At 51.4% G+C, this 12,936-nt stretch carries 12 protein-coding genes; 6 read left to right on the forward strand and 6 right to left on the reverse strand.

What is annotated here, in order from left to right; genetic code table 11:
* Positions 1–219: 219 nt before the first annotated feature.
* On the reverse strand, positions 220–639 hold the full coding sequence (locus tag ACQKE4_RS04060) for a hypothetical protein (RefSeq protein ID WP_427387015.1): 420 nt from the start codon (positions 637–639) through the stop codon (positions 220–222).
* A 485-nt stretch (positions 640–1,124) separates the two neighbouring features.
* Here ACQKE4_RS04060 and ACQKE4_RS04065 point away from each other — a divergent pair, with 485 nt between their 5' ends.
* From ACQKE4_RS04065 to ACQKE4_RS04080, 4 genes are all read left to right on the forward strand, one after another.
* Positions 1,125–2,327 (forward strand): quaternary amine ABC transporter ATP-binding protein, encoded by a 1,203-nt coding sequence (locus tag ACQKE4_RS04065; RefSeq protein ID WP_427387016.1) that lies wholly within the window; start codon positions 1,125–1,127, stop codon positions 2,325–2,327.
* Positions 2,327–3,157 (forward strand): ABC transporter permease, encoded by an 831-nt coding sequence (locus ACQKE4_RS04070; RefSeq protein ID WP_427387017.1) that lies wholly within the window; start codon positions 2,327–2,329, stop codon positions 3,155–3,157. The genes ACQKE4_RS04065 and ACQKE4_RS04070 overlap by 1 nt, the downstream gene beginning before the upstream one ends.
* A 168-nt stretch (positions 3,158–3,325) precedes the next feature.
* The gene (locus ACQKE4_RS04075; RefSeq protein WP_427387018.1) at positions 3,326–4,201 is read left to right on the forward strand and encodes a glycine betaine ABC transporter substrate-binding protein; all 876 of its coding nucleotides are present in this window, start codon (positions 3,326–3,328) and stop codon (positions 4,199–4,201) included.
* A gap of 218 nt (positions 4,202–4,419) precedes the next feature.
* Positions 4,420–6,060 carry a BCCT family transporter gene (locus ACQKE4_RS04080; RefSeq protein WP_427387019.1) on the forward strand — a complete coding sequence of 547 codons (1,641 nt, stop codon included), beginning with the start codon at positions 4,420–4,422 and terminating at the stop codon, positions 6,058–6,060.
* Between the two features lie 81 nt (positions 6,061–6,141).
* Here ACQKE4_RS04080 and ACQKE4_RS04085 read toward each other — a convergent pair whose 3' ends face one another.
* The 3 genes from ACQKE4_RS04085 to ACQKE4_RS04095 all read right to left on the reverse strand — a co-directional run bounded on the left by ACQKE4_RS04085 (position 6,142) and on the right by ACQKE4_RS04095 (position 9,400).
* Complete coding sequence (locus ACQKE4_RS04085) at positions 6,142–6,867, reverse strand: 3'-5' exonuclease (protein ID WP_427387020.1); 726 nt, start codon at positions 6,865–6,867, stop codon at positions 6,142–6,144.
* Between the two features lies 1 nt (position 6,868).
* Entirely contained in the window at positions 6,869–8,779 is a 1,911-nt protein-coding gene (locus ACQKE4_RS04090) for a DUF294 nucleotidyltransferase-like domain-containing protein (protein WP_427387021.1), read from the reverse strand.
* Positions 8,780–9,007: 228 nt separating this feature from the next.
* A complete protein-coding gene (locus ACQKE4_RS04095) occupies positions 9,008–9,400 on the reverse strand; it encodes a DUF4168 domain-containing protein (protein ID WP_290835435.1) in 393 nt (130 codons plus the stop codon).
* Positions 9,401–9,546: 146 nt separating this feature from the next.
* Here ACQKE4_RS04095 and ACQKE4_RS04100 point away from each other — a divergent pair, with 146 nt between their 5' ends.
* The gene (locus tag ACQKE4_RS04100) at positions 9,547–10,479 is read left to right on the forward strand and encodes a DMT family transporter (RefSeq protein WP_427387022.1); all 933 of its coding nucleotides are present in this window, start codon (positions 9,547–9,549) and stop codon (positions 10,477–10,479) included.
* 108 nt (positions 10,480–10,587) lie between these two features.
* A complete protein-coding gene (locus tag ACQKE4_RS04105) occupies positions 10,588–11,277 on the forward strand; it encodes an EAL domain-containing protein (protein WP_427387023.1) in 690 nt (229 codons plus the stop codon).
* Between the two features lie 35 nt (positions 11,278–11,312).
* On the opposite strand, the gene mtgA is transcribed toward ACQKE4_RS04105, so the two are convergent.
* Both mtgA and fghA read right to left on the reverse strand, forming a co-directional pair.
* A complete protein-coding gene (gene mtgA / locus ACQKE4_RS04110; RefSeq protein WP_427387024.1) occupies positions 11,313–12,029 on the reverse strand; it encodes a monofunctional biosynthetic peptidoglycan transglycosylase in 717 nt (238 codons plus the stop codon).
* 10 nt (positions 12,030–12,039) lie between these two features.
* Positions 12,040–12,894 (reverse strand): S-formylglutathione hydrolase, encoded by an 855-nt coding sequence (gene fghA, locus ACQKE4_RS04115; protein ID WP_427387025.1) that lies wholly within the window; start codon positions 12,892–12,894, stop codon positions 12,040–12,042.
* Positions 12,895–12,936 lie beyond the last annotated feature (42 nt).

The raw sequence follows: 12,936 nt of genomic DNA on the forward strand, positions 1-12,936 counted from the left end.
CCCTTCCGCAGTTGCGCTTCGCTTCGTTCGCTGTGGCCAGCTTACGGGAGGACTTGCACCTCCAGGAGTGCGCCCGTGCCGGGCGCACAAAAAAACCCCCGCGGGCGCGGGGGTGAAAGGATGATAAATCGTGTGGAGCAGCCGCAGGGAACAAACAGCTGAGTCGATTTACCATCGTAGGGAGCGGTACTCACTAGCGACTGGTATTTACGATCTGGATCAGTTAGTCGTTACTTCGTCATCATCGGCACCAGGCATTGGGTCAGTGCCCTCACCAAAGCCAGCTTCATCTTCAGGATCCATGGTGCCTTCAGCAGGCTCATCCATGGTATCGTCAGGCATACCGCCTTCAGGCTGGGTCATCGTCCCTTGATCAGCCGGATCTTCGTTTAAGCCAGGATCTTGCTCCATCGCAGGCTCTTCATTCATACCTGGCGCAGGCTCAGTCGTTGAATTTTGCTCTAGGGGCGCTGACTCTTCTGCAGGCGGTGCAACTTCTTCGTTATCACCGCAACCTGCCAGGGCAATAACACTGGCAGCGGTTGCCATCATACCCAACGTTAACCAGCGTGAACGCTTAGCGCTGCGATTATCGGCATTACCCTGATCTTTCAAAATGTGGTTAGGTTGCTTGTCCATAATTCCCACCTCCTGATAGCTGTCAACTAACTTGCTGTTTTCCAAAGAAGTAAAACAACAATTAACTGCACTAATAAATGTATACGCCTATCAATACACTTATCATGCCAAAAAACCAATAATTCAATTTCTTTAATAAAAAACAACCACTTAATATAAAAAATATCCCACAACACTCTTTAAATCAGGTCAATCAGGTGGGTAAAAAATGACACATGTGGCGCTATTGGCGTTGATTAGCGAGGCGTTGTGACACATTGGACTCAGATATGTATAATAATTATTAATTAAATAACGCGATTAAATCTTCATTTTCATTATAAATGGCGTTGTGTCGCTGTTCTCGCTGTTAATGGCTCGTCACTTTACAAAGAATTATGAAGCATGATTTTCATCTTTGTAGAAAGCACCGCCAGGCAGCCTGTTCGGAGTAACGACACAAGTCCATTTTTGCCCGACACCTTTTATTAAAATAGGCATCGCCGATGGACGAAACACGACCCGTCAAAATTCAAGTGCGTGGTTTAAGCAAAGTTTTTGGCAAACATCCGCAAAAAGCCCTTGAGCTGCGTAATCAGGGCATGAAACGACCAGAAATTCTGGAGCAAACCGGCCAAACGCTGGGCCTTTCAAACATCACCTTTGATGTATATGAAGGCGAACTGCTGGTCATCATGGGGCTATCTGGGTCAGGAAAATCGACTTTGATTCGCTGCCTTAATCGGCTGATTGAAACCACCGAAGGTGACATTATCATCGACGGTGAAAACATTCCGAAGCTCAACGAGAAAGCATTACTGGAGTGTCGTCGTCGCCATTTCTCCATGGTGTTTCAAAACTTCGCGCTATTCCCCCACCGTACGGTGCAGCAAAACGCTGAGTTTGGGCTAGAAATTCGCGGTATAGACAAAACCGAGCGGCATAAGATCGCCCATACCGCGCTGAAACAAGTGGGCCTAGAGGGCTGGGAGGATGCTTATCCTAATCAACTCTCTGGCGGCATGCAGCAGCGGGTTGGCTTAGCCCGCGCCTTGGCCAACGACGCCACGGTACTGCTAATGGATGAAGCCTTCTCGGCACTTGATCCACTGATTCGCAAAGACATGCAGCAAGAGCTTTTGCAACTACAGTCAAAAATGCAAAAGACCACCGTGTTTATCACCCATGATCTGGATGAGGCGCTGAATATTGGTGACCGTATCGTGCTGCTTAAAGATGGGGAAGTGGTGCAAATTGGCACCCCCGAAGAGATCCTGACCCAGCCTGCAGATGACTACGTACGTCGCTTTATTGAGGGCGTGGATCGGGCGCGTATTTTGACCGCTGAGAGTGCCATGCGCCCTTTGCGCTCTACCGCCCGCGACAGCGATGGCCCTCGTACTGCGCTGCACCGTATGCGCGACCACAGTATCGATTCAATCTACGTGACCGATCGAGACCGGCGCCTACTCGGCCTGCTTGAAGCCGATGCCGCTAGTCAGGCAATTGAAGAAGGCGCCAGCACGATCACGCCTTATTTAACTCAAGATTTCCGAAAAGTCCCTCCGGACGAGCCGCTACAAAACCTGTTCGCCATGTTTAGTGAAAAGAGCTACCCCATTGCTGTGCTTGATGAGCAGCAGCGCTTACTGGGCGTAGTCGTAAAAGGCGCCGTATTGGATGAACTGGCACGGGCAGGAGAGCAATAATGGAAATCCCACGCATCCCACTGGGCAACTGGATTGAAAGTGGCCTGACCTGGCTAACCAGCGAGTACTCCGGCGTTACCCGGGGCATTTCGCGCTTCACTCAAACCGGCATTAATGCTTTAAACGACAGCCTAATGTGGCTACCAGAATGGGCATTACTCGCGTTAATTGCCCTGCTCTGCTGGAAGCTAGCAGGTTCTCGTTTAGCGATTGGTGCTGTTGCTGGCTTAGCACTGATCTGGAACCTGGGCCTCTGGAACCCGATGATTGAGACGCTCACACTGGTGGTGTTTGCCACCATGGTCGCGGTGATCATTGCCTTGCCCGTGGGTATTGCAGCGGCGTTATCTAATCGACTTTACCGGGTAATTATGCCGGTACTCGACTTTATGCAGACCATGCCGGCGTTTGTTTACCTTATTCCGGCTATTCCATTTTTCGGTATTGGCTCGGTATCGGCCATCTTTGCGACCGTCATCTTCTCAATGCCTCCCGCTATTCGCTTTACCACGTTGGGTATTCGTCAGGTTCCCGTAGAACTGATCGAAGCCGCCGACGCCTACGGTGCCACGCGCAGCCAAAAGCTGTTTAAAGTGCAGTTGCCGCTGTCGCTGCCCACCGTGATGGCAGGCATTAACCAGACGATCATGCTCGCCCTGTCTATGGTGGTCATCGCGGCCATGATCGGTGCTGACGGCTTAGGCAGCGAAGTTTGGCGCGCTATTCAACGCTTGCGTCCGGGCGATGGTTTTGAAGCGGGGATTGCGGTCGTCATCCTGGCTATGCTGCTTGATCGCTTAACCCAGTCGCTTAGAAGAACCCGACAATAGAGAAGAACAGCTGAAGTGGCTGCGTTGAGCCAAACGCTTGCTAAGTCGCTTCTTGCTAACCATGCTGTATTTGGCAGCAAACACGAAGTATTGTTAACACAAGGTATCGTTAAACGTGTATGTGATGCCGTGTATTGATAAATAATTTATACCCAAGGGAGAAAGTGAATGAAACATCGCACATTGAACCTACGTATCCGCCTCGCTTCACTAGCTTTAGTAGTCGGTGCCGGTGTCGCTATCAGCAGCGCCGCCCTGGCTGAAGAAGACAAGGGCACGATTAACTTGGCCTACGTTGAGTGGTCTTCCGAAGTGGCGTCGACCAACGTTATTGCGGCAGCGCTTGAGCAAGCGGGCTATGAGGTTGACCTAACGTCACTCTCCGCTGCGGCTATGTTCCAAGCCCTCTCTACTGGCGATGCAGACGCTATTGTTGCCGCCTGGCTGCCCACGACTCACGCTGATTATATGGAGCGTATCGGTGATAGCGTTGAAGACCTCGGTGTTAATCTAGATGGCACTAAGCTAGGCCTGGTGGTTCCTGAGTATACCGACGTTGATTCGATTGCCGATCTCAACGACAACGCAGACAGCTTTAATAACGAGATCATCGGTATTGACCCCGGTGCAGGCCTGATGGGCCTCGCTGAAGAGGCCGTGGATACCTATGACCTTGAGCTGCGCCTGCGTAGTGGTAGCGATGCCACCATGGTAGCGGCCCTCAGCAATGCTATTAATAACGAAGAAGACATCGTGGTTACTAGCTGGACACCACACTGGATGTTCGCGCGCTGGGATTTAAAGTATCTAGAAGATTCTGAAGAAGTCTTCGGCGGCGCGGAGCAGATTCACACCGTTGTACGCCAAGGGCTGGCAGAGGATATGCCGGAAGCCTATGCCATTCTTGATGCCTTCGAGTGGACCCCTGAACAAATGGGCGAAGTTATGCTTATGAACCAGGAAGATGGCAGCGATCCTTACGAGAACGCTAAGCAGTGGGTTGAAGACAATCAGGAGGTGGTTGAGCAGTGGCTCAATAACTAATTCGCCTGCTTGTATAGCGCATTAGAGGGCTTCGGCCCTCTTTTGTCGTTGTAAACAGTGTTTTGTGCGCCCTTGCTTACAGTACGTTGAATGTTGTTTTATCAGATTTGCTATTGTGAGCGCGAAAGCGCGCCATGTGATGTTGGTTAATAGCCACATTTTGGTTTCTGATCGACACTTCTTGATCGACTCTTCTTGATCAAAATAGAGAGGCTCCAGTGGATAACCACGACCCAAAACGCCCCGATGAAGAGCCGGTTTCTGAAGGCATTCCTGCCCCAGATGGCCCGGCGAATCTGATTGATACCGATTACGTAATCGGCCAAGACAACATCACGACCAATACCATGGGTGTCAACCTTGACCTACACGGCAAGGTTTTCACTATCTCGGCATTGGTTGTGCTGCTATTCGTTATCCTGACCCTTGCGCTGCAAGATACCATCGCGCCTATGTATGACGCGATTTTCGGTTTTTTAACCGGCAATTTGTCATGGTTCTTTATTTCTGCCGCCAATATTTTCGTTATCCTGTGTATTGGTTTGATCTTCTCACCATTGGGTAAAATCCGCATTGGCGGCGCCGATGCCAAGCCCGATTTCACTTATGTGGGCTGGTTTTCCATGCTGTTTGCTGCTGGCATGGGCATCGGGCTAATGTTCTTCGGCGTGAATGAGCCCCTAACCCATTTTGGCACCTCGCTCGATGGTGACAGCTGGGCACCATTGGGCGGCGCGGAAGGTGATGCAGCCGCTGCTGCTGCACTAGGTATGGCGGCCACCATTTTTCATTGGGGCTTGCACCCTTGGGCCATCTACGCCGTCGTCGCACTATCGCTTGCTTTATTCTCTTTCAATAAAGGGCTACCGCTCTCCATGCGTTCAGTGTTTTACCCTATTTTGGGTGAACGCGTATGGGGCTGGCCAGGCCATGTGATTGATATTCTGGCTGTATTCGCCACACTGTTTGGTCTCGCTACTTCCCTTGGCCTTGGTGCTACCCAAGCCGCTGCGGGTATAAGCTACCTGTTTGGCGCGCCGGAAAGTGATATCACCATGATCCTATTGATCGTGGGTATTACGATTATTGCTATTGGATCCATTGTTGCCGGTGTTGATAAGGGCGTTCAGTTGCTCTCCAAAATCAACATTATACTGGCGGCAATGCTACTTTTCTTTGTCATCGCGGTTGGTCCTACCCTACTGATTGCCACCGGATTCTTTGAGAATTTGCTCAACTATGTGGTTCACCTGCCTGCGCTATCTAATCCATTCGGTCGTGAAGACGCCAACTTCAGCCAAGGCTGGACGGCCTTCTACTGGGCGTGGTGGATCTCCTGGTCTCCTTATGTAGGTATGTTTATCGCACGGGTTTCCCGTGGCCGTACCGTGCGTGAATTTCTAATCTCGGTAATGCTGGTGCCGTCCACAGTATCCGTCTTATGGATGACCACCTTTGGCGGCACCGCCATTGACCAGTATGTAAGCCAAGGCATTGAAGCCGTCCGTGACGCAGGCGTTGATCTCCAGCTATTCATCATGCTTGAGCAACTACCGCTATCACAGATCACCTCTTTCGTCGCCATTGTGCTGGTCATCGTGTTCTTCGTAACGTCATCTGACTCAGGCTCGTTGGTGATTGACTCAATCACCGCTGGCGGTAAGGTCGATGCACCGACACCTCAGCGCGTGTTCTGGGCAATCATTGAAGGGGCGATTGCGATTGCGCTGCTGTTAGGTGGCGGTTTAACTGCACTACAAACCATGGCGGTATCCACCGGCTTCCCGTTCACGATCATTCTGCTGGTGGCGTGTTATGCGATCATCAAGGGATTGATGAGCGAGCCAAAAGCCGTTTAAAAACGTCTTAACGCTAGTAAGCAAACGGGCAACCCACTGGGTTGCCTGTTTTTTACTGTGCCCCTTAATAGCCGATGGCCTTCAACACCAGATGTCTTTTAGCGGCGTTTCGGGCCGGTAGTGGGTGGCAATTTGCGCCTGTAACAATTCTGCAGTGGCTAGTGCGTCTACTAACGCATGATGCCCTTGATAAGCAGGCAAGCCATAGCGCTCGCGGCTGGCATGCAGGCGAATAGAAACCGGCGGGCGGCCTAGCCAGCGACAAAAACGCGCCCACAGTGTTTGGCGATGTCGCCTCGCTTCCAGCGACATGGTATCAATCATCGGAAACAGCACCCCTTCCCCACGACGAGCCTTAACGGCAGCATCCAAAAAGGGACGCTCAATATTGCGAAAGTGAACCACGACTAAGCGCCCAGCTAATTGCGCTAGCAACTCATCCAGTACCACATCTAAATCCGGCGCCTGGGCGATCTCCGAGTGGGTAATGTGATGGAAAGCAATAGAGGCTTCTGCCAGTGGCCGCGAAGGGTTCACCACCCAGTAGCGCCGTTCGGCAAGCTTAATACGCTTAAGCGTAAACGGCACCAAGCCGATACTGACTATCGCGTGGCGGTGCTCATCTAGCCCTGTTGTCTCAAGATCCATCGCCACCATAGGTACGTCAGCAATCGGCGTTTCCGGGTCAGGCAGCGCGGTAGCGAAGAACTGCTGAATGGCTGGATTACGCGCCTGCTGTGCCCTTTGAGCCATATAGCCTATCCAGTCGGCCTGGGTTATTTTTTGACGCGGACGTATTCCCTTCATCTTAATGCCCCTGCCGCTGGGCAGGCATTGGGTAGCGAAACTTCAAAAACTTCTGTGCATTACTGAGCACCTGGAAGGCGTCTTTCAAGGTGTGACGTTCGCTGTCCTCAACGTTTTCCGGCTCGATATTGTTGTCAGGCAGGCGATCTTCCTGCAGATCAATCATCTGATGGCGCACCCGAGACATACACAAGAACTCAAAGGCGTAGCTTAGCTTTTCGCTCATTCCTGTCGCCAACAGCTGAGTATTACCAATCTCGTTCAAGCGCTGGAACGTGTTCTGTGCTTTTGAGCCGCAGGCCAAGGCGTGGATACGCACTAAATCGACCATGGGAGCAGTGCCACGCCGCTTAAGATTGATAGAGTTGTTGTGCTTTCCATCTTGCTCCATCACAAAGGTGCGGAAAAACCCTAGCGGTGGGGTGCGATTAAGCGCATTGCGCGACATTGCTGCTAAGAACAGCGGCGATTTAGGCGCTGTTTCGGCAATCAAATCTTGCAGCGTCTCCACGTAGTGGTCTTCGCCATAGCAGCTATCTAAATCAAAGAAAATCGAACTGTGCAGCAGCCGTTCCGGAGTGGGGTTCGCCATCCAGTCCTGAAAGTAACGCTTCCAAACTCTCAACGGCTGACGCCACTGGGTATTGGTAGCCATTACATCACCTTTGCAATAGGTGTAGCCGCAGGTATCTAACCCATCACTGACAATTTTGGCCAGCGCATAAAAGTAGTCATCATGCAGTTTAGGATCAAAATCATCAGATAGGATCAGCGCATTATCCTGGTCGGTCACAATGCTTTGCTCATTGCGCGCCATGGAGCCATTGACCATAAAGCAGTAAGGTACCGGCGGCGGCCCCAGCTCCGCTTCAGCCATTTCCAGCAAACGCCGCGTAAAGCTACGGCCGATAGTGGAGAGCGCACTGCCCACCATCTGTGAGTTAGCGCCCTCTTGCACCATACGCACAAATGCTGCTCTTACATCTGGCGCTAGGCGCGCAAGTCCTTGGGCACTGGACTGGTTAAAAATATTGCTGACAAGATAGAGTCCGCTATGGGTTTCATAGCGGATAATGTCGGATAAATGCACCACGCCTACGGGGCGCTGACGGTAAATAACCGGCAAATGGTGCACGTTGCTACGCAGCATTGTCAGCATTGCTTCATAGATAGAAGCATCTGATTGAATAGTAATAAGCCGGGAGGACACCACCTCGCCTACCGGTGCCAGAGGCGACAAGCCTTCCGCTACAATGCGAGTGCGAAAGTCGCTGTCGGTTAAAATCCCACACATTTGCCACGTCAACCCTTCGCTGTCTTCAAAACTGAAGCGCGGATTATTACTACCCTCTTTTATTACCAGCAGCGCCGATGCTTGGGCTTCACTCATCTGCTGAGCCGCTAGCTGAACACTGGTAGATGCTTCGACCATGACCGGGTAGCGGGTTACTAACTTACGTATCCGCGTCACCATCATGTCATTAGACTTTTTTTGCTGCTCAGCGGCAGTTTCCAGCCGTGGCCGCTCTAGCTCTACAAAATCGGCAAAGTGGTCATCCTCTTCACACAGCCGCTGAAAGACCGTATTGGGGATAAAATAGAGCAAGCTATCTTCAATAGCCTTAGCAGGAAATCGCACCTTATGATTTCGCAGCAAACTGAAATGACCAAAAATATCGCCCTCACCCAAACGGTTATAGAGCTCTCCCTGGCTACGATAAACCTCGACGGCGCCGCTGCGGATATAACACAAGTCATTAAGGGTCTCGTTGAGCACTAAGATGTCGCTGCCTGTTTTGAAGTAGCTAACCTCTACTTGCTCAGCAATCGCATCGAGCAGTTCATCCGAGAGCCCATCAAATGGAGGGAAACGGCCCATATGTTGGCGTATTTCTAACAACTCGACGTCCATACCGCCTCCTAAGGCTTACTGGTCATATGCGATGTAAAGTGTGGAGGGGCGGCCAGACCACGTAAACCCCGCTGAGCATAAATCTTACGCAATAAAAAGCCCGACACTGTGAGTGCCGGGCTTTTAATGATAAGAGTCACGTTGATAGAAGCTCTTGCTGAGGCATTACCACCCCAATGCAAACAGTAACCTCAACTGATGCTCCCAATCAGAGCGCCATCATGATGCTTATGACTGATTAGCCATTTCCTGAACGCGCTGCATCATTTCAGGATCTTGCTGAATAGATTGACCAATCGCGTTGAAGGTATCAACATCTAGGCCGCTGTCTTCAACCACTTCGATCATACGATCGTTGGCTTCGGTGCGCACTTCCTGCTGTGCTGATTCATCTTCCGCTTCCTGCAGACGCTGAGTGTACTCTTGAGAAATAACAGCGATTTCTTGAGAAGCATCGGCAAACTGCTGGAGCTGGTCGTCAGAAAAATCCTGGGCAGGTGCAGCTTGTTGGGTAGCCATCGGATCTTGAGCGGGATCTTGCTCCTGCTGGGCGTGGGCCGTGGTAGCCATTAAACCAGTAGCGAGCAGAGCAGCAGAGAACAGAGCAGTTAAACGTTGCATAGTAAGAAACCTCATTTACACGTTATGGATGTGCCCACTGTGACGCGCCATTTCCCATCAGGTTCAACTAAATATGTAAAACTTAGTAACCAAAAGAACAGTAAGTAACAAATAATTCATTTGCAGCATGCCACCACAGGAACCATATGAGAAATATTTTCAATAACTTACGATCAGTGGATCGAGCTTCAGCAGGGCTGACAGCGATGCCCGCACTTTTTGTCTTACTTTGGAGTACCGGGTTTATTGGGGCTAAATTTGGCCTGCCCTACGCAGAACCTTTCACGTTTTTGTTTATTCGTTTTGTGTTCACCCTGATACTTTTGATTCCGCTGGTACTATTAATACGAATTCCTTGGCCCTCATCGCCCAGGTTATGGACACACATCGCACTATCGGGTTTTCTTGTCCATGGTGCTTATCTGGGCGGTGTTTTCTACGGTATCTACTTAGGCATGCCCGCTGGCTTAGCGGCCCTGCTAGTAGGACTTCAGCCGCTTTTGACCGCCGCTTTTGCCGGGCCTTTATTGGGTGAAACACTTTCCAGGCACCAATGGGTGGGCCTAATACTAGGCTTGCTCGGGATAAGCTTAGTGTTAGGTAGTAAGCTGGAAATGGGTGATGCACTCTTCGATGGCTTCGGTATTAGTGCTCTACTCTGCGTCACCGCCGCTTTGCTCGGTATTTCGCTGGGAACGCTGTATCAAAAGCGCTACTGCACCACGATGCCGCTACTTTCTGGAGCAGTTATTCAGTATTTGGCGGCTGGCGCTCTGTTGGGGTGCGGTGCACTACTCTTTGAGACCCGTCAGGTGGAGTGGAGCAGTACCTTTGTACTGACGCTTGCTTGGCTGGTATTGATTCTCTCAATAGCCGCTATCCTGTTACTGATGGCCTTGATTAAAAAGGGGGAAGCCTCGCGGGTTGCGAGTCTTTTTTATCTTGTGCCGCCGGTCACAGCGCTTCAAGCGTGGTGGCTGTTTGACGAGCGTCTACCTTTGTTAGGACTAGCAGGAATGGTAGTAGCCATTATCGGGGTGGTGATGGTGGTTCGAAAACCTGCTAATAAAGCGGGATAACGATAATTTAATGCCAAGGCTTGGATAAACATGTCAGCACAACACCACTGTGCCAGGGTGAACGGGCACTGTAAGCGTTGCGATTCACCAGTACCTTTTGCATTTACAATGGCATTTCAACCGATCGTTGATGTTAATCAACGGAAAACCCTCTATTACGAGGCCTTGGTGCGCGGCCCCAATGGGGAATCAGCTTTTTCCATTTTAAATCAGGTTACTGACGATTTACTTTACCGATTTGACCAATCATGCCGCATAAAGGCGATTGAGCTTGCTAGCGAATTGGGCATGCAAGAACGGCTCTCTATCAACTTTTTGCCTAACGCTGTCTATGAGCCGGAGGCGTGCATTCAAGCCACACTTGAGACAGCGCGCCGGGTGGGCTGGCCTACCGAGCGGTTAAACTTCGAAATCACCGAAACCGAGCGGGTCAATGACCGCCAACATATGCGTAATATTATTGAGCGTTATCACGAAATGGGGTTCACTACCTCACTGGATGACTTCGGTAACGGCTATGCCAATCTCGACTTATTGACCGACTTGAGGCCTGACACGCTTAAAATTGATCGTGAATTGGTAATGGCGTGCGATAGTAGTAAGCGCCGCCAAGCTATATTAAGCAGCATTGTAGCGCTGGCGGAAACACTGGGCATACAGCTGATTGCCGAGGGTGTTGAAACCCGTGAGGAGTCTCGTTGCCTGCTCTCTTTAGGTCTTCCCGTTCAACAGGGTTACTACTTTTCCTACCCGAACCTGGAAGCCTTGGCAGTCGTTGATGACACTAAGTATGACTAGCACTATCCTAGGCTCTTAACAATAGAGCCGCTAGGCTACAGATTTTCTAAATAGCCAGCCCCCCCTAAGTTGCGCATTTGCTGGCGTATCCACTGGCTACGCCGCTCAACCTGCGCATCCGGACGAGAAGCACTGCGCGTTCGCGGGCTAGGTAAGATGGCGGCGAGCAGACTTGCTTGGCGTTCAGTCAGCGCTTCAGAGGAAGTACCGAAGTAGTGTTGGGAAGCAGCCTCTATGCCAAACACACCGCTATCCCATTCCGCGACATTCAGATAGACCTCCAAAATGCGCTGCTTACTCCACAGTGTCTCAATCAGCAAGGTGAACCATGCCTCTAAGCCTTTACGCGTCCAACTCCGTCCGCTCCATAAAAACACATTTTTAGCGGTTTGTTGGCTTAACGTACTGGCACCGCGCAATCGCCCACCGTCACGACTGGTTTGCCATGCGCGCTGTAACTCAACGAGGTCAAAGCCGCGGTGATGTGGGAAGCGCTGATCTTCAGCGGCTATTACCGCTAATTTGGCGTTAGCAGAGAGAGAGTCCCAGCTGCGCCACTCTCGCTGTATACGAATCGGCTCACTGTTGACCCAGCTCTGTATTTTACGCTCCACCATCACCATTGAACCAGGAGGAGGCACTACGCTAAATAGCAGTACCAGCGCCACAGAAAAGAGCGCAAACGCCAACACGCCGCGCCACACAAAGCGCCACAGTAGACGCATGAAACGGCGCAGCGAGCGATTGTGCATTCAGTTATCCTTAACGCTTCATAAGGTGGTCTGCATGATAGCGCAGATGATCCTCAATGAACGAGGCAATAAAGAAGTAACTATGATCGTAGCCCGGCTGACGGCGCAGCGTTAGTGGGTGGTCATGCGCCTCACAAACGGCTTCTAAACGCTCAGGCTGAAGCTGCTCTTCCAGAAATTGATCCGCCTCGCCCTGGTCGATAAACAGGCGTTGACGTGAAGCACCGTTAGCGACCAATTCGCAGGCATCATACTGGCGCCAGCGCGACTCATCTTCGCCGAGATAAGCAGTAAACGCTTGCTGACCCCATGGGCAGTTCATTGGATTGACCACGGGTGAAAAGGCCGATACCGACCGGAAGCGCCCTGGGTGACGTAGTGCCAGGATCAGCGCGCCATGCCCGCCCATCGAGTGACCGCTAATAGATTCGCGGCCATTGACCGGAAAGTGCTGGCGCACTACGGAAGGCAACTCTTCTACCACATAGTCGTACATGCGGTAATGCGACTTCCAAGGTTCCTCAGTCGCGTTGACGTAGAACCCAGCCCCAGAACCCAGATCGAAGCTTTCATGCTCACCGGGTAAATCGGTTCCTCGTGGGCTAGTATCCGGGCAAACAATCGCAATACCTAGCTCAGCCGCTAAGCGGTGAGCACCCGCTTTCTGCATGAAGTTTTCATCATTACAGGTCAGCCCAGAGAGCCACCAAAGCAACGGTACGCGCTCGTTCTCTGCCTGGGGCGGCAGGTAAACGGCAAACACCATGTCGCAGTCCAGCGCACGGGAGTAATGGCGGTAGCGCTTATGCCAGCCACCGAAGCTACGGTTAGCAGACACCAGTTCTAAAGTTTCACTCATGCTCATGGGCAGGTTCCTTTAAATGCAGCAAACGCGGCAGGCAGAACC

The organism is Halomonas sp. NPDC076908, from assembly GCF_050269715.1.
GTDB lineage: Bacteria > Pseudomonadota > Gammaproteobacteria > Pseudomonadales > Halomonadaceae > Vreelandella.

Excerpts from the sequence above, each read along its gene's own strand:
- ACQKE4_RS04060 (WP_427387015.1), bottom strand. The coding sequence starts at position 639 with ATGGACAAGCAACCTAACCACATTTTGAAAGATCAGGGTAATGCCGAT.
- ACQKE4_RS04065 (WP_427387016.1), top strand. The coding sequence starts at position 1,125 with ATGGACGAAACACGACCCGTCAAAATTCAAGTGCGTGGTTTAAGCAAA.
- ACQKE4_RS04070 (WP_427387017.1), top strand. The coding sequence starts at position 2,327 with ATGGAAATCCCACGCATCCCACTGGGCAACTGGATTGAAAGTGGCCTG.
- ACQKE4_RS04075 (WP_427387018.1), top strand. The coding sequence starts at position 3,326 with ATGAAACATCGCACATTGAACCTACGTATCCGCCTCGCTTCACTAGCT.
- ACQKE4_RS04085 (WP_427387020.1), bottom strand. The coding sequence starts at position 6,867 with ATGAAGGGAATACGTCCGCGTCAAAAAATAACCCAGGCCGACTGGATA.
- ACQKE4_RS04090 (WP_427387021.1), bottom strand. The coding sequence starts at position 8,779 with ATGGACGTCGAGTTGTTAGAAATACGCCAACATATGGGCCGTTTCCCT.
- ACQKE4_RS04095 (WP_290835435.1), bottom strand. The coding sequence starts at position 9,400 with ATGCAACGTTTAACTGCTCTGTTCTCTGCTGCTCTGCTCGCTACTGGT.
- ACQKE4_RS04100 (WP_427387022.1), top strand. The coding sequence starts at position 9,547 with ATGAGAAATATTTTCAATAACTTACGATCAGTGGATCGAGCTTCAGCA.
- ACQKE4_RS04105 (WP_427387023.1), top strand. The coding sequence starts at position 10,588 with ATGGCATTTCAACCGATCGTTGATGTTAATCAACGGAAAACCCTCTAT.
- mtgA (WP_427387024.1), bottom strand. The coding sequence starts at position 12,029 with ATGCACAATCGCTCGCTGCGCCGTTTCATGCGTCTACTGTGGCGCTTT.
- fghA (WP_427387025.1), bottom strand. The coding sequence starts at position 12,894 with ATGAGCATGAGTGAAACTTTAGAACTGGTGTCTGCTAACCGTAGCTTC.